This window comes from Agromyces sp. NPDC056389 (genome assembly GCF_042262385.1).
Classification (GTDB): Bacteria; Actinomycetota; Actinomycetes; order Actinomycetales; family Microbacteriaceae; genus Agromyces.
In genome coordinates, this window is the sequence record NZ_JBHJPN010000001.1 from 925,778 (window position 1) to 940,591 (window position 14,814).

General features: G+C 69.1%; 13 protein-coding genes. 2 read left to right on the top strand and 11 right to left on the bottom strand.

Annotated elements, in window-relative coordinates; genetic code table 11:
• Positions 1 to 92 precede the first annotated feature (92 nt).
• The 3 genes from ACFCVM_RS04350 to ACFCVM_RS04360 all read right to left on the bottom strand — a co-directional run bounded on the left by ACFCVM_RS04350 (position 93) and on the right by ACFCVM_RS04360 (position 3,975).
• Complete coding sequence (locus ACFCVM_RS04350; RefSeq protein ID WP_375834306.1) at positions 93 to 830, bottom strand: hypothetical protein; 738 nt, start codon at positions 828 to 830, stop codon at positions 93 to 95.
• Between the two features lie 147 nt (positions 831 to 977).
• Positions 978 to 2,498 carry an APC family permease gene (locus ACFCVM_RS04355; RefSeq protein WP_375834308.1) on the bottom strand — a complete coding sequence of 507 codons (1,521 nt, stop codon included), beginning with the start codon at positions 2,496 to 2,498 and terminating at the stop codon, positions 978 to 980.
• Positions 2,499 to 2,544: 46 nt separating this feature from the next.
• Positions 2,545 to 3,975, bottom strand: a complete 1,431-nt coding sequence (locus ACFCVM_RS04360; protein ID WP_375834311.1) for an NAD(P)H-quinone dehydrogenase — start codon at positions 3,973 to 3,975, stop codon at positions 2,545 to 2,547.
• Between the two features lie 81 nt (positions 3,976 to 4,056).
• Between ACFCVM_RS04360 and ACFCVM_RS04365 the strand changes: the two genes are divergently transcribed.
• Positions 4,057 to 4,887 (top strand): purine-nucleoside phosphorylase, encoded by an 831-nt coding sequence (locus ACFCVM_RS04365; protein WP_375834313.1) that lies wholly within the window; start codon positions 4,057 to 4,059, stop codon positions 4,885 to 4,887.
• Between the two features lie 10 nt (positions 4,888 to 4,897).
• The gene (locus ACFCVM_RS04370; protein ID WP_375834316.1) at positions 4,898 to 6,601 is read left to right on the top strand and encodes a phospho-sugar mutase; all 1,704 of its coding nucleotides are present in this window, start codon (positions 4,898 to 4,900) and stop codon (positions 6,599 to 6,601) included.
• A gap of 89 nt (positions 6,602 to 6,690) precedes the next feature.
• Here the strand turns inward: ACFCVM_RS04370 and ACFCVM_RS04375 are convergent, their stop codons facing one another.
• From ACFCVM_RS04375 to ACFCVM_RS04410, 8 genes are all read right to left on the bottom strand, one after another.
• On the bottom strand, positions 6,691 to 6,975 hold the full coding sequence (locus ACFCVM_RS04375) for a PTS sugar transporter subunit IIB (RefSeq protein ID WP_375834318.1): 285 nt from the start codon (positions 6,973 to 6,975) through the stop codon (positions 6,691 to 6,693).
• Positions 6,972 to 7,430: a PTS sugar transporter subunit IIA gene (locus ACFCVM_RS04380; RefSeq protein ID WP_375834321.1), complete on the bottom strand. Its 459-nt coding sequence runs from the start codon at positions 7,428 to 7,430 to the stop codon at positions 6,972 to 6,974. The genes ACFCVM_RS04375 and ACFCVM_RS04380 overlap by 4 nt, the downstream gene beginning before the upstream one ends.
• A 48-nt stretch (positions 7,431 to 7,478) precedes the next feature.
• Complete coding sequence (locus tag ACFCVM_RS04385) at positions 7,479 to 8,600, bottom strand: adenosine deaminase (protein WP_375834323.1); 1,122 nt, start codon at positions 8,598 to 8,600, stop codon at positions 7,479 to 7,481.
• 159 nt (positions 8,601 to 8,759) lie between these two features.
• Positions 8,760 to 10,061, bottom strand: a complete 1,302-nt coding sequence (locus ACFCVM_RS04390; protein ID WP_375834326.1) for a thymidine phosphorylase — start codon at positions 10,059 to 10,061, stop codon at positions 8,760 to 8,762.
• The gene (locus ACFCVM_RS04395) at positions 10,058 to 10,477 is read right to left on the bottom strand and encodes a cytidine deaminase (RefSeq protein ID WP_375834328.1); all 420 of its coding nucleotides are present in this window, start codon (positions 10,475 to 10,477) and stop codon (positions 10,058 to 10,060) included. Before ACFCVM_RS04395 ends, ACFCVM_RS04390 begins: the two co-directional genes overlap by 4 nt.
• 49 nt (positions 10,478 to 10,526) lie before the next feature.
• The gene (locus tag ACFCVM_RS04400; RefSeq protein ID WP_375834330.1) at positions 10,527 to 11,816 is read right to left on the bottom strand and encodes an ABC transporter permease; all 1,290 of its coding nucleotides are present in this window, start codon (positions 11,814 to 11,816) and stop codon (positions 10,527 to 10,529) included.
• Positions 11,813 to 13,168, bottom strand: a complete 1,356-nt coding sequence (locus tag ACFCVM_RS04405; protein WP_375834332.1) for an ABC transporter permease — start codon at positions 13,166 to 13,168, stop codon at positions 11,813 to 11,815. Before ACFCVM_RS04405 ends, ACFCVM_RS04400 begins: the two co-directional genes overlap by 4 nt.
• Positions 13,165 to 14,682, bottom strand: coding sequence for an ABC transporter ATP-binding protein (locus ACFCVM_RS04410; RefSeq protein WP_375834334.1), 1,518 nt, complete (start codon positions 14,680 to 14,682; stop codon positions 13,165 to 13,167). The genes ACFCVM_RS04405 and ACFCVM_RS04410 overlap by 4 nt, the downstream gene beginning before the upstream one ends.
• Positions 14,683 to 14,814: the final 132 nt, after the last annotated feature.

Here is a 14,814-nt window from a genome sequence, read left to right on the forward strand (position 1 = left end):
GACGAACGGATGCTGCATTCGGACAGTACCGCGCATCACGACGCCGCGCAACGGCGTTGACAACAATGTTGCGGCTCAGAGCCGACGAATGCTCAGACGTGCCCGATGCCGAAGTTCCACGGCGCGCGGATCACGCTCGTCACCGTCGGATCGCTCTCCCTGCTCCAGTGGCTCACGGCGACGGCGTTCGCATTCGCCTCCCCGTACGTGCCATCCCATTCGGAGTAGGCGCGTTCCCCGATGTCCGGGCCGGTCTCCGCGGCGAACTCGTCGTATCCGTTCCCCTGCCATGTCTCGCCGAGTTCGGCGGCGAGGGCCTGTGCGTCATCGCCGGGCCGGAATCCCTGGACGGTGGCGACCGAGATCTCGTCGCCGACGACCGGATGCGTGAACTCGACCGCCACGTTCATGTCGGACGAGATGCCGTCGGGCTCGTGGTCGTCGACGACGACCACTCCGGGCCAGCTGTACTTCGTCCATGGAAACCACTCGTGACCGCCCGGCCGCTCCTCCACGTCGGGCGGACCGCCGAGCACGTTCGACAACGCGTCGACGAAGGCGACCGCATCGGCGTCGTAGGAGAGTTCATCGACCACCGCCCCTGCGCGGTTGGTCAGTTCGAGGTGCTCGGGCCGCACGACGATGCGCGTCACGACCGGATCCGCGACGCCGTCAGGCTCCGTCGGCGGCACGGATTCGATCGGCGCCGCCGACGCATGGGGCGTGGGAGTGCCGGTGGGCTTGGGATCGGGCGGAGACGGCACGCACGCCGTCAGCACCAGCGTCGCAGTGAAGAGCAGGATCGCGAGCCCGGTCGTTCGCCGTTCCATGACGCCTCCATCCGATGCCGGAAGGCTCCGGCGAGATGAATCTACTGGCCACCGGCCATCCGGACTCGACGCTCCGGATCACGTTTCGATCACGCAGCGGCCGACGCGATCGATCGCCCCGCCGGAGCGACCGATCCCGTGTCGCCATCAACTCCTCGGCGGCTCCGCGCCCTGCACCGTCGGCAGCTCGACCTCGCTCACGCGCAGCTCGAGGCCGAGCCGCGAACGGCGGCGCCCGTACAACAGGTAGATGACGATGCCGATCGCGAGCCAGACGAGGAAACGCACCCAGGTCAGCGTCGTCAGGTTGAACATGAGCCAGACGCAGAGCGCCGCAGAGAGGATCGGCAGCACGGGCGACCAGGGCACGCGGAAGCCGCGCTGCAGGTCGGGCCGCGTGCGGCGCAGGACGACGACGCCGATGCTCACGAGCACGAAGGCCGAGAGCGTACCGATGTTGATCATCTCCTCGAGGAGGCCGACGTCGGTGAATGCGGCGACGAACGCCACGACCGTGCCCGCGATGATCTGGATGCGCGCCGGCGTCTTGGTGTGCTCGGTCGTCTTCGACAGCCAACGCGGCAGCAGTCCGTCGCGGCTGAGCGCGAAGACGATGCGCGAGAGGCCGAGGAGGATGATCATGATGACCGTCGTGAGGCCTGCGAGCGCTCCGAGCGAGATCACGGCCGACGCCCAGTCCTGTCCGACGAGCCGGAAGGCGGTCGCGAGCGACGGCGTCTCCTCGGCCGCGAGCTCGGTGTACGACACCATGCCCGTCATGACGATCGAGACGAGCACGTAGAGCAGCGTCACGATGCCGAGCCCGATGAAGATGCCGCGCGGCAACCGCTTCTGCGGGTCGCGCACCTCTTCGGCGCTCGTGGCGACGACGTCGAAGCCGATGAACGCGAAGAAGACGAGCGCCGCCGCCGACAGCATGCCGAAGACGCCGTACTGCGCGGGCGCGGCGCCGGTCATCCACGAGAACAGCGACTGCGTCCAGACATCCGTCGCGCCACCCTCTTTGGGCACCGATTCGGGGATGAACGGCGTGAAGTTCGCCGCATTGACGAAGAAGAACCCGACGACGATCACGAAGAGCACGATCGCGACCTTGATGATCGTGAAGACCGCGCCGACGCGCGCCGTGAGCTTCGTGCCGGCGACGAGGAGCGCCGTGAACACTGCCACGATGAGGAAGGCCGGCCAGCTGACCTCGATGCCGCCGAGCTGGAACGTCGACGGGAACGGCAGGCCGAAGGCGAGCAGTGCCTCGCCGAGGTAGACGCCCCAGTACTTCGCGAGCACCGCCGCGGCGGTGAAGAGCTCGAGGATGAGGTCCCAGCCGATGATCCACGCGAGGAGCTCTCCCATCGTCGCGTAGGTGAAGGTGTACGCACTTCCGGCGACCGGTACGGTCGAGGCGAACTCCGCGTAGCACATGATCGCGAGCCCGCACGTGACGGCCGCGAGCACGAACGAGACGATGACGCTCGGCCCGGCGAAGTTCGCCGCGGCCTGCGCGCCGACCGAGAAGATGCCGGCGCCGACCGCGACCGCGATGCCCATGAGGGCGAGGTCCCATGTGCCGAGCGAGCGTTTCAGGCTCCGCTCCTCGTCATGGGAGTCGGCGATCGAGGATTCGACCGATTTCACTCGCAGGTTCATCGCTACCCCCAGAGGTCAGCGCGCCGCCCCCGCGACGCTGCAAACCTCAGCGTACGACGTGCATGGCCCGCGCGGCATCCGTCAACGAACCACTGAGCGACGGATACACCGGGAACGCCTCGGCGAACTGGTCGACCGTGAGCCGGTGCTCGACGGCGAGCGCGAGCGGGAAGATGAGCTCTGAGGCCTTCGGCGCCACGATGACGCCGCCGATGATCGCTCCCGACCCGCTCGACGCGAAGAGCTTCACGAACCCGTCGCGGATGCCCATCATCTTGGCTCGCGGGTTCGACGACAGCGGCAGCTTGTACACGACGCCCGGCACGACTCCCTCTTCGATCTCCTTCTCGGTCCAGCCGACCGTGGCGATCTCGGGCTGGGTGAAGATGTTCGAGGTGATATTGCGCAGCTCGGGCGGGTTCACGACGTCGCCCATCGCATGGAACACCGCGGTGCGCCCCTGCATCGAGGCGACGGAGGCGAGCGGCAGGAACGTGGTGCAGTCGCCGGCCGCGTAGATGTTCGGCATCGACGTGCGCGCGACTCGGTTCACTCGGATGTGGCCGCTCTCGGCGAGCTGCACGCCCGCGTCTTCGAGGCCGAGGTCGAGGGTGTTCGGCACCGAGCCGACCGCCATGAGGCAGTGGCTGCCGCGCACCTCGCGCCCGTCGGTCAGTGTCGCCACGACGCTGTCGCCGTCGCGCACGACGGACTCGGCGCGCGACTTGTTCATGACCTTCATGCCGTTGCGCTTGAAGACCTTCTCGATCACGGATGCCGCGTCGGCGTCTTCGCCCGGAAGCACCTGGTCGCGGCTCGAGATGAGCGTGACCTTCGCACCGAGGGCCCGGTACGCCGAGGCGAACTCCGCCCCGGTGACGCCGGAGCCGACCACGATGAGGTGCTCGGGCACGACCTGCAGGTGGTAGAGCTGGGTCCACGTGAGGATGCGCTCACCGTCGGGGACCGCGGTCGAGAGCACCCGGGGCGAGGCGCCGACCGAGATCACGAGCGTGTCGGCCTCGATGCGGTCGAAGTCGGTGCCGCCCTTCGCGGTCGAGACGATGACCGCGTTCGGCCCGTCGAGGCGCCCCTCGCCCTGCACGAGGTGCACACCGGCCTCGATGAGATTCGATCGCATGTCCTCGGACTGCTGGGCGGCGAGGCCGAGCAGTCGCTTGTTGACGGCCGCGAGGTTGATCGCGACGTTCGGCTTCACGGCCTTCTCGGAGTCGCCCTTCGCGAAGAACTGCACGCCGAGGTCGGCGGCCTCCTTGACCGCGTTCGACGCCTCAGCGGTCGCGATGAGGGACTTCGACGGCACCACGTCGGTGAGCACCGCCGCGCCGCCGACTCCGGCGCGCTCGATGAGCGTGACCTCGGCCCCGAGCTGCGCGCCGGCGAGCGCGGCCTCATAGCCTCCAGGCCCTCCTCCGAGTACGGCAATACGTTGGGTGCGCTCGAACTCATAGGCCATGCTCATATTCTGCCAGTTGTCGCGCGTACGCCAGCAAACGAGCACGCCCTCGCCGCGGCATCCGCTGCTCATTAGAGTGGGATGATGCACGCTGTGAACCCGCTCGACGACCCCACTGCCGACCCGTTCGCGATCGCCGCCCTCGCGGCCGAGCGCATCGCCGAACTGACCGGGGTGGAGCGCCACGACATCGCCCTCACCCTCGGCAGCGGCTGGGGCCGCGCCGCCGAGCTCATCGGCGAGACGACGCACACGATCGCCGCGACCGAGGTGCCCGGGTTCTCCAAGCCCGCGCTCGAGGGCCACGTCGGCACCTTGCGCTCGGTGCTGCTGCCGAGCGGCAAGCGCGCGCTCGTCATCGGCGCCCGCACGCACTACTACGAAGACCACGGCGTGCGCCGCGTCGTGCACTCGGTGCGCACCGCCGCTGCGACCGGTGCGACGACGATGATCCTGACGAACGGCGCCGGCGGCATCAAGGAGCACTGGACGCCCGGCACCCCGGTCCTCATCAGCGACCACATCAACCTCACGGCCGACTCGCCGCTCGAGGGCGCGACGTTCGTCGACCTCACCGATCTCTACTCCAAGCGGCTCCGCGACCTCGCGCACTCGATCGACCCGACCCTCGACGAAGGCGTGTACTGCCAGTTCCGCGGGCCGCACTACGAGACCCCCGCCGAGGTGCAGATGGCGAAGATCATCGGCGGCCACATCGTCGGAATGTCGACCGCGCTCGAGGCGATCGCCGCGCGCCAGGCCGGCATGGAGGTGCTCGGCATGTCGCTCATCACGAACCTCGCGGCCGGCATCCAGCAGACGCCGCTGAGCCACGAAGAGGTCATCGAGGCCGGCCGCATGGCCGAACCGGTGATCTCGAGCCTGCTCGCCAAGATCGTCGCAGAGCTCTGAGGGGCAGCGGATGTCGCAGACCGACGCCGACCAGCAGCGCATCGCCCTCGCCGAGGCGTGGATCGATCAGGATCCCGACCCCGAGACGGTCGCCGAGCTCACGTCGATCGTCGACGCGGTGCGCGGCGGCGACGCCGCGGCATCCGCCGACCTCGCCGATCGCTTCGATCAGCGCCTCGCCTTCGGCACTGCGGGCCTCCGAGGTGAGATCGCGGCGGGCCCGAACCGCATGAACCGCGTGCTCGTCTCCCAGGCGGCGGCGGGCCTCGCCGCGCACCTCGTCGAGCACGCGGCGCTCGGGCAGACCCCGTCGATCGTGATCGGCTACGACGGTCGCAAGAACTCGGCCGTGTTCGCGCGCGACACCGCCGAGATCATGGCGGGTGCCGGCGTCCGGGCGATCCTGTTGCCCCGGCTGCTGCCGACCCCCGTGCTCGCGTTCGCCGTGCGGTACTTCGACGTGTCGGCGGGTGTCATGGTGACGGCCTCGCACAACCCGCCGAACGACAACGGCTACAAGGTGTACCTCGGCGGCGACGACCACGGATCGCAGATCGTCGCGCCGGCGGATGCCGAGATCGCGGCCCAGATCCGACGCGTCGCCGAGACGCTGCTCGTGCCCGATCTGCCCCGTGGCGTGTTCGAGACGGCGTCCGAGTCCGTCATCGACGAGTACATCCGCCAGACCGCGCAGGTCGCCGCCGCCCCGGCGGCGCAACCGCGCGTCGTGTACACCGCGATGCACGGTGTCGGATGGCAGACGATGGCGAGCGTGCTCGACGCGGCGGGCTTCGAGGCGCCGCGGCTCGTCGAGGCCCAGATCGAGCCCGACGCGGCGTTTCCGACGGTCTCGTTCCCGAACCCCGAAGAGCCCGGCGCGATGGACCTCTCCTTCGCCCGCGCCCGCGAGGTCGACGCCGAGCTCATCATCGCGAACGACCCCGACGCCGACCGGCTCGCGGTCGCGATCCCCGACGCCGCAGCCGAATCCGGGTACCGGCGGCTCTCCGGCAACGAGGTCGGGCTCGTGCTCGGCTGGCAGGCCGCCGAGCGAGCCGCTGCCGTCGCCGGGGATTCGGGCCCGAACGGCGCGCTCGCGTGCTCGATCGTCTCCTCCCCCGGGCTCGAGGCGATCGCGAGGGCCTACGACCTCGACTTCGAGGCGACGCTCACCGGATTCAAGTGGATCTCGCGAGCGCCGGGGCTCGTCTTCGGCTTCGAGGAGGCCCTCGGCTACCTCGTGAACCCCGGCACCGTGCGCGACAAGGACGGGATCTCCGCGGGTGTCGCCTTCCTCTCGCTCGCCGCACAGCTGAAGGCAGGCGGCCGCACGGTCGCCGATCACCTCGACGACTTCGTCGAACGGTTCGGCTGCCACGACTCCGGCCAGATCTCCATCCGCGTCACCGAGCTCTCACGCATCGGCGAGATCATGGCGCGGTTGCGGGCGGAGCCGCCGGCGTCGATCGGCGGCATCCGCGTCGAACGCATCGAAGACCTCGCCGACGGCTTCGGCGAGTTGCCGCCGTCCGACGTGCTGCGCATCGTCCTCGAGGGAGGCGGCCGCGTCATGGTGCGACCGAGCGGCACCGAGCCGAAGCTCAAGGTCTACATCGACGCGGTGTCCGAGACGGGATCGGTGGCCGAACGGCGCGCTGCGGCATCCGCCGCCGTGTCGGCCCTCGACGCCGGCATGCGGGAGCTCGTGGCGTAGCCGTCACGGTTCCGGTCGGGCCAGTGCCGGTGGGGTCGGTGCCGGTCGGGTCGGGTCGGTGCCGGCGCCTGCGCCGGTGGACGAGCGGATCAGCCGAGCGACGTCTCGAGCTTCGCGCTGATCTCCTCGACATCGAAGTAGTTCGACACCTCGACGATCTCGGCGAAGCTTCGGCCGATCGCGGCGCGCACCGCGTCGCCGAGCTCCGTCGAGGTCAGGATGACCTGCGCGTCGGCTGCCGCGATGGCGATGCCGGCGAGGTCGCTGGCATCGACGTCGGCCGTGAGGCCCAGGCGGTCGAGCGCGCGCTCGGCATTGACCTTCAGGATCGCGGAGGTGCCGATGCCCAATCCGCAGACGGCGATGATCTTCACGCCTCCGCCTCTCCGTCGAAGCCGAGCAATGCGCGCAGCTCGTCAGCCGAATCGGCTCGAGCCATTCGACCGACGATGCCGCTGTCGTTGAACGCGTTCGCGAGCCGTGCGACGGAGGCGACGTGCTCCTCGGCGTTCGACACGGCGAGGCCGACCACGACACGCACCGGATCGTTGTGCGGGTGTCCGAAGGGCACCGGCTCTGCGAGCGTCACCACGGCGAGCCCCTCGCGGCGGACGTCGGGCCCGGGTCTGGCGTGCGCGAGCGCGAGCCCGGGCGCGATGACGACGTAGGCGCCGAACTCCTCGATGACCGCGATCATCCGGTCGGCGTACTCCGAGCGGGTCGAGCCCGAGCGCACGAGTGCCCGGCCGGCCTCACGCACTGCGGCGCGCCAGTCGTCGACATGCGCCCTGAGCACGATCGCTTCGTCGGGGAGCGGCGGGAGGGTCATCGGGGTCCGTTCAGGTGATGCAGGCGGGTGCTCGGCGGCATCCGTACGTCAGGCGTCGTCGAAGCCGTTCTGGATCTGCTCGGCGAGCTCTTCGCGGTCGTCGAGCGGCAGGAAGGCGGCCGCCGCCGCATTCAGCTGGAACGTCTCGAAGTCGTCGAGGTCGTATCCGAACGCATCGCTGAGGAGCGCCAGTTCCCGGGTGAGCGTCGTGCCCGACTGGAGGCGGTTGTCGGTGTTCACGGTCACGCGGAAGCCGAGCTGGTACAGCAGGTCGAAGGGGTGATCGATGAGCTCGTCGCCCCATGCCGCGATCGCACCGGTCTGCAGGTTCGACGACGGGCTCGTCTCGAGGGCGATCTCGCGGTCTCGCACCCACTGGGCGATCGGGCCGAGCGAGACGTAGGTGTTCTCGTCGTCTTGACGATCGATGATGAGGTCTTCGGCGATGCGCACGCCGTGACCGAGCCGCAGTGCACGCCCGTCGAAGAGAGCGCTGCGGATGGACTCGAGCCCGTCGGCCTCGCCGGCGTGCACGGTGACCGGCAGGTACTGGCTCGCGAGATAGTCGAAGGCCGTGCGGTGGCGGCTCGGCAGGAAGCCCGCCTCTGCACCGGCGATGTCGAATCCCACGACGCCGCGGTCGCGGTGCCGGACGGCGAGCTCGGCGATCTCGAGGCCGCGATCGGCGTGACGCATGGCGGTGACGAGCTGGCCGACGCGGATGCCGCGGCCCTGGCCGCGCACGTCGTCGATGCCCTGCTCGATGCCGGACTGCACCGCCTCGACGGTCTCGTCGAGGCTGAGGCCGCGCGTGAGGTGCTGCTCTGGAGCCCAGCGGATCTCACCGTAGATGACGCCGTCGGCCGCAAGATCCTGCACGAACTCGCGGGCGACGCGGGCCAGCCCGTCGCGAGTCTGCATCACGGCCGTCGTGAGGTCGAAGGTCTTCAGGTACTCCACGAGTGAGCCGGAGTTCGACTGCTCGGCGAACCACTGGCTGAGGCCGTCTGCGTCGGTCGAGGGCACCTCGTGACCGATCTCGTCGGCGAGCTCGATCAGCGTCTGCGGACGCAGTCCGCCATCGAGGTGGTCATGCAGCGAGATCTTCGGCAGGGCCTGGATGTTCGTGCCGTCGCCTTCGAGGCGGTACTCCGTCGGAATCGTGTTCACGAGTCAACGATAGCGACAGGGTGCCCGCGAAGTCTCGGCAATCTCGAAGCAACCCGTCATGCGGGTGACGCACGCGGTCACGTATGCGTGTGCGCGAGGAGGCGACCGCGGTGCGAGCCGCTTGCCGGGTTCCGGCCGCAGCGATGGCCGACGCTCCCGTCAGCGCCCGATGCGGTCGGCGATCAGGGGTCCGCCGTCGTGGATCGGATCCCCCTCGTCACCGATGCGCCACGCGCCCTCGACGGCGTCGAGCGCCCGTGCGAACCGCGCCGGCTCGTCGGCGTGCAGGGTGAACAACGGCTCGCCGGCACGCACGACGTCGCCGGGCTTGGCGTGCAGCTCGATGCCGGCGGCGTGCTGCACCGGATCCTGCTTGCGCGCGCGCCCCGCACCGAGGCGCCAGGCGGCGATGCCGAACGGCAGGGCCTGCTGCTCCACGAGCACGCCGTCGCGCTCGGCGGTCACGACGTGCCGTTCGCGCGCCACCGGCAGTGCCGCGTCGGGGTCGCCGCCCTGGGCGCGGATGGCTCGTCGCCACGTGTCCATGGCCCGCCCGTCGTCGAGTGCGGCCTCCACATCGGCGTCGGGCTGCCCGGCGAGGGCGAGCATCTCCCGGGCGAGGGCGATCGTGAGCTCGCGGACATCGGCCGGGCCGCCGCCAGCGAGCACCTCGACCGACTCGCGCACCTCGTTGGCGTTGCCGATCGTGAGGCCGAGCGGCACGTTCATGTTCGTGATGAGCGCGGAGGTCGCCACTCCGGCGTCTTCACCGAGCTCGACCATGGTGCGGGCGAGTTCTCGCGAGCGGTCGATGTCGGTGAGGAACGCGCCCGAGCCGAACTTGACGTCGAGCACGAGCGCACCGGTGCCCTCGGCGATCTTCTTCGACATGATCGACGACGCGATCAGCGGGATCGCCTCGACCGTTCCCGTGATGTCGCGGAGGGCGTAGAGCTTCTTGTCGGCCGGAGCGAGGCCGGCGCCGGCCGCGCAGATGACCCCGCCGACGTCGCGGAGCTGCGCGAACATCTCATCGTTGGTGAGGTCGGCGCGCCAACCGGGAATCGACTCGAGCTTGTCGAGCGTGCCGCCCGTGTGGCCGAGTCCGCGGCCCGAGAGCTGCGGCACCGCCACGCCGAAGGTCGCCACGAGCGGCATCAGCGGCAGCGTGATCTTGTCGCCGACGCCGCCGGTCGAGTGCTTGTCGCTCGTGGGCTTCCCGAGCCCCGAGAAGTCCATGCGCTCGCCGCTTGCGATCATCGCCATCGTGAGGTCGCGGATCTCGCGGCGCGTCATGCCGTTGAGGAAGATCGCCATGGTCATGGCCGACATCTGCTCGTCGGCCACGTATCCGCGCGTGTAGGCGTCGACGAGCCAGTCGATCTCGGGGGTCTCGAGTTCGTGCCCGTCGCGCTTCGCGCGGATCAGGTCGACGGCGTCGAACGGTTCGACCGTGCTCATGACTTCACTCCTCTGAATTCGGCGAGCTGCCGCGGACCGAACGCGTCGGGCAGCACCTCGTCGATGGTCTTGATTCCCGACACCGTGTCGAGCAGCATGCCCTCGGCCGAGTGCTCGTACAGCAGTTGGCGGCAGCGCCCGCACGGCATGAGAGCGGCACCGTGCCCGTCGACGCAGGCGAACGCGACGAGCTTGCCGCCGCCCGACATCACGAGCGCCGAGACGAGCGAGCACTCCGCGCAGAGCGTCACGCCGTACGAGGCGTTCTCGACGTTGCACCCGCTCACGATGCGGCCGTCGTCGACGATCGCCGCGGCACCGACGGGGAATTCCGAGTACGGCACGTACGCCTTCGCCATCGCCTCGCGGGCGCGCCCGCGGAGCTCGTTCCAGTCGATCGCATCCGTTGCGGTCATGGTGCTCCCCCGTTCCAGGATGTCGGTTGCGGGCGCTCGGCGCGCCCGATCAGGATTTGATGTACGGCTTGCCGGCGGCCGCCGGTCCTCTGACCTTGCCCACGAGGCCGGCCACCGCGAAGATCGTGACGACGTAGGGCAGCATCAGCATGAACTCGCTGGGCACCGGCGAGCCGATGACCGAGAGCGTGTTCTGCAGGTTCGATGCGAAGCCGAAGAGCAGCGCCGCGAGCGTCGCCTTGATCGGATCCCATTGGCCGAAGATGACGGCCGCGAGCGCGATGAAGCCCGCGCCGGCGGTCATCTCCTTGTTGAAGGCGATACCCGAGCCGATCGTGAAGAAGGTGCCGCCGAGGCCGGCGATCGCGCCGGCGAGGGCGACGTTCCAGAACCTCGTGCGATTGACGTTGATGCCCACCGTGTCGGCGGCCTGCGGGTGCTCGCCCACCGCACGGAGCCGGAGGCCCCACTTCGTGTGGAACAGCCCGACGTAGACGAGTGCAACCGCGATGTACATCAGGTACACGACGACGGTCTGCCGGAAGAACACCGGCCCGATGATCGGGATGTCGCCGAGCAGCGGGATCGGCAGCCGGTCGAACCGTGGCGGAGTGTTCAGCAGGGCCGCGTTCGGCGCCAGCACCTGCGAGAAGAAGAAGCTCGTGAGGCCAGTGACGAGCACGTTGAGCACGACACCGACGATGACCTGATCGACGAAGTACTTGATCGCGAACGCCGCGAGCACGAAGGCCACGAGCATGCCCGCGACCATGGCCGCAATGAGCCCGAACCACGGCTGACCGGTGATGGAGGCCACGACGGCCGCCGTGAACGCACCGGCGAGGAGCTGACCCTCGATCGCGATGTTGATCACGCCGACCCGCTCACCGAGCACGCCGGCCAGCGAACCGAAGATGAGCGGCACGGCGAGGCTCAGCGAACCGAACAGCAGGCCGATCATCGGCAACGATGCTCCGGCCGCCGCCCAGGTGAGGAAGCCGAACATGAAGAGGATCGCGAATACCACGATCGTCCAGAGGGGCACTCGCTTCTTCGAGGCGACGAGCCACGCAGAGTAGGCGGTCACGAGCGCGAGGAGGACCACGACGGTCCAGAGCGCCGGCATCGTCGGCACCGTGACCTCTGGCAGCTGCACCGCATCGGTGGGCGAGGAGAGCCGGAACTTCGTGACGCCCTCTCGCGGCGCGAACACCGCGAGGGCGAGCGCAGCGAGCGTGAACACGGCGAAGGCGATCGGGGCCTTCCAGCTCGTCACGACGGTCGTGTCGAGCGCTTCGGGCCGCGGCGCCGTGCGGTGGTGCTCTGCGGTCGTGCTCATTTCGCGTCGACCTCCTTCGTGACGATGGGTCGCGGTCGCTTCGGACCGGCCTTCGGGTCGGGCAGGCGGAAGATCGTGCGCACGAGCGGCGGAGCGGCGATGAAGAGCACGATGAGCGACTGCACCACGAGCACGATCTCGACCGGCACGCCCTCGGCGGCCTGCATCGAGAAGCCACCCGCCTTGAACGCGCCGAACAGGATGCCTGCTGCGAAGATGCCCCACGGGGTCGATCGCCCGAGCAGCGCCACGGTGATGGCGTCGAAGCCGATGCCGGCGTCGATGCCGGCCGTGAAGCCGGTCGTCACGGTGCCGAGCACCTGGCTGATGCCGGCGAGGCCGAGCAGTGCGCCCGCGATGAGCATCGCGTAGACGTACATCGACTTGACGTTGATGCCGGCGACGCGTGCCGCGTTCGGGTTCTCGCCGACCGCGCGGAACTTGAAGCCGAGGCTCGAGCGGGACAGGATCCACCACACGAGGATCGTCGCCGCGATGACCAGGATGAAGCCGAAGTGCAGGTTGTACTGCGGCCCGAGCAGCTGCGGGAAGATCGCCGTCTCCTTCATCGCCGGCGTCTTCGGGTTCGAGGATCCCGGTGCCTGCAGCAGGCCCGGGGTGCGCAGCATCCATGAGACCAGGTAGAAGGCCACGTAGTTCAGCATGATCGTGACGATCACCTCGTGCGCTCCGGTGCGCGCCTTCAGGAGGCCGGCGATGCCGGCCCAGAGCGCGCCGCCGAGCAGACCGCCGACGAGGGCGACCAGCATGTGGAGGCCCATCGGCAGGTCGAAGCCGAAGCCGATCCAGCCGGCGACGGATGCCGCGATGAGCATCTGGCCGCGGCCGCCGATGTTGAACATGCCGACGCGGAACGCGAGGCCGACGCCGAGGCCGCCCGCGATGAGCGGGGTGGCGAAGGTGAGTGTCTCGGTCAGCGGGCGGATGCCCGCGGCGAAGGTGTCGCGTCGGAAGTTGTAGACCGAGCCCTGGAAGAGCGCCGAATAGGCACCCGACACCGACTGCCAGATCGCGACGAAGGTATCGCCGGGGCGAGCGAAGAAGTAGCCGCTCGCGGCCTGCACCCGCTCATCGGTGAACGCGATCATGATCGCGCCCACGAGGAGAGCGAGCAGCACCGACAGCACCGAGATGAGCGCGTTGCCGGTGGAGATCTGACGGAGCATCGTGTGCCAGCGCGAGGGCGGCTCGATCTCGTCACTGCTCGCCGGCGTGGCGGCAGGCGCAGCGGGGGCTCCGGGCGAGACCGCGCCCGGCTCCTCGATCGCGACGTCTGCGTCTGGGCCGTTGCCGTCGGGGGCGTCGCCCCGCGGCTCTTGGGGGTCGCTCATGCGGCGGCTCCTTCTGCGGGGACTTCGCCGGCCATCATCAGGCCGAGCACGTCTCGAGGGGTGTCTCCGGGCACGATGCCGACGATGCGGCCCCGGTACATCACCATGATGCGGTCGGCGAGGGCTGCCACCTCGTCGAGCTCGGTCGACACGACGACGACGGGGACTCCGGCGTCTCGCGTGGCGACGATGCGCTTGTGGATGAACTCGATCGACCCGACGTCGACGCCGCGCGTGGGCTGGGCTGCGACGAACAGGCTCAGATCGCGGCTGAGCTCTCGCGCGAGCACGACCTTCTGCTGGTTGCCGCCCGAGAGCCGGCCGACCTTCTCGTCGATGCCCTGGGTGCGGACGTCGAACTCCTTCACGCGGTCGCGTGCGAACTCGGCGAGGAACCCGCGCTGGACGTTGCCCGCCTTGACGAACGGGGCGCCGCTCGAGCGGTCGAGCATGAGGTTCTCGGCGATCGAGAACTCGCCGACGAGGCCGTCTTCGTTGCGATCCTCGGGAACGAAGCCGACACCTGCGTCGAGGATCTTGCGCACGTTCTCGGTCGTGAGTTCGACGCCGTCGAGCTTGATCGAGCCCTGCACGCGCGGCTGGAGGCCGACGAGCGCCTCGGTGAGCTCGGTCTGCCCGTTGCCCTGCACGCCGGCCACGGCGAGGATCTCTCCCTTGCGAACGGTGAAGCTCACGTCGTTGACGACGAGCTGGCCGATGTGGTCGATGACGCTGAGTCCCTCGACGACGAGTGCGTCGTCGCCGATCTTCGGTGCGTCCTTGTGCACCGTGAGCTCGACGGCTCGACCGACCATGAGCGCGGCGAGCTCGACGTTCGACGCGGTCGGCGACGCTTCGCCGACGACCTTGCCGAGGCGGATCACCGTGATGCGGTCGGCGACCTCGCGCACCTCGCGGAGCTTGTGCGTGATGAAGACGATGGACGTGCCCGACTCCTTCAGCTGACGCATGATCTGCATCAGCTCGTCGGTCTCCTGCGGCGTGAGCACCGCGGTGGGCTCGTCGAAGACGAGCACCCTGGCGTCGTGCGAAAGCGCCTTGATGATCTCGACGCGCTGCTGCACGCCGACCGGCAGGTCGTCGACGAGCGCGTCGGGGTCGACGTCGAAACCGAAGCGATCGGAGATCTCGCGCACCCGGGCGCGTGCCGTCGCGAGGTCGAGGATGCCGCCGGCCTTCGTCGCCTCGTGGCCGAGCATGACGTTCTCGGCGACCGTGAAGACCGGGATGAGCATGAAGTGCTGGTGCACCATGCCGATGCCCGCCGCCATGGCGTCGCCCGGACCGGCGAAGTGCACGACCTCGTCGTCGAGGAGCACCTCGCCCTCGTCCGCCTGGTAGAGACCGTAGAGCACGTTCATGAGCGTCGACTTGCCTGCGCCGTTCTCACCGAGCAGGCAATGGATCTCTCCAGCCTCCACGGTGAGGTCGATGTGGTCGTTGGCGACCAAGCTGCCGAATCGCTTCGTGATGCCGCGAAGTTCGAGCTTCATGCTCCCGATCCTAGTGAGAGTGCCGCATTCGTTGGAGATGCTGCGCGGATGTTGTGGGACCGGAATCGGGCCCGCTCAAATGTTGTTCGGCCTGCGCGGTCGCGCATCCGGACGCAGATCGGGGAGGCCGGC

Bases quoted from the DNA above. Each gene is read 5' to 3' on its own strand.
- ACFCVM_RS04350 (WP_375834306.1), bottom strand. From the start codon at position 830: ATGGAACGGCGAACGACCGGGCTCGCGATCCTGCTCTTCACTGCGACG.
- ACFCVM_RS04355 (WP_375834308.1), bottom strand. From the start codon at position 2,498: ATGAACCTGCGAGTGAAATCGGTCGAATCCTCGATCGCCGACTCCCAT.
- ACFCVM_RS04360 (WP_375834311.1), bottom strand. From the start codon at position 3,975: ATGGCCTATGAGTTCGAGCGCACCCAACGTATTGCCGTACTCGGAGGA.
- ACFCVM_RS04365 (WP_375834313.1), top strand. From the start codon at position 4,057: ATGATGCACGCTGTGAACCCGCTCGACGACCCCACTGCCGACCCGTTC.
- ACFCVM_RS04370 (WP_375834316.1), top strand. From the start codon at position 4,898: ATGTCGCAGACCGACGCCGACCAGCAGCGCATCGCCCTCGCCGAGGCG.
- ACFCVM_RS04380 (WP_375834321.1), bottom strand. From the start codon at position 7,430: ATGACCCTCCCGCCGCTCCCCGACGAAGCGATCGTGCTCAGGGCGCAT.
- ACFCVM_RS04390 (WP_375834326.1), bottom strand. From the start codon at position 10,061: ATGAGCACGGTCGAACCGTTCGACGCCGTCGACCTGATCCGCGCGAAG.
- ACFCVM_RS04395 (WP_375834328.1), bottom strand. From the start codon at position 10,477: ATGACCGCAACGGATGCGATCGACTGGAACGAGCTCCGCGGGCGCGCC.
- ACFCVM_RS04400 (WP_375834330.1), bottom strand. From the start codon at position 11,816: ATGAGCACGACCGCAGAGCACCACCGCACGGCGCCGCGGCCCGAAGCG.
- ACFCVM_RS04405 (WP_375834332.1), bottom strand. From the start codon at position 13,168: ATGAGCGACCCCCAAGAGCCGCGGGGCGACGCCCCCGACGGCAACGGC.
- ACFCVM_RS04410 (WP_375834334.1), bottom strand. From the start codon at position 14,682: ATGAAGCTCGAACTTCGCGGCATCACGAAGCGATTCGGCAGCTTGGTC.